At 69.3% G+C, this 574-nt stretch carries 1 protein-coding gene; it reads right to left on the reverse strand.

Going from position 1 to position 574, the window contains the following annotated elements:
- A partial coding sequence (locus NS331_RS25295) for a M20/M25/M40 family metallo-hydrolase (RefSeq protein WP_153013075.1) occupies positions 1–574 on the reverse strand: 574 nt, incomplete at both ends.

The raw sequence follows: 574 nt of genomic DNA on the forward strand, positions 1-574 counted from the left end.
GTGTAGAGCTTCTCGATCTCCACCGACCCTTCGGGGATGTTCACGCCCTCCGCCGGGAAGGTGGAGCGGTCGGCGTCGTACACGCCCACGGTGAAGTTCTCGGAGCCGATCATGTCGTAGTTCAGGTACGACGAGATGCGGTCCCATTCCGCGGGGTCGTTCGCGACGAGGTCGTTGACGTACGCGGTCGAGCCCAGCAGGCCGATCTCCTCGGCGCCCCACAGGGCCAGGCGGATCCGCTTGTCGTTCGGAACCTCGGATGCCGCGATCTTCTCCGCGAGAGCGAGGACGGCCGCGGAGCCCGAACCGTTGTCGTTCACCCCGGGTCCCTCGGCGACGCCGTCGAGGTGCGCGCCGATGACGACGGTGTCGTCGGGGTCGCCCGCGACGCTGTCGGCGATGATGTTGAAGGACTGGCCGACGAGGAACTGCTTCTCGATGACCGCGGTTCCCTCGACGGGAGCGTCGACGGGCGCCGCGGTGACGAGCGCGGCGAGGGCGTCGCCACTGGCCTGCGGGAGCGTGGCGGCGGGGGAGTCCTCTTCGTTGCGCGGGCCCGAGCCCACGAGACCGT

The sequence above is a fragment of the Pseudacidovorax intermedius genome, from assembly GCF_001476815.1.
GTDB lineage: Bacteria > Pseudomonadota > Gammaproteobacteria > Burkholderiales > Burkholderiaceae_C > Xenophilus > Xenophilus intermedius_A.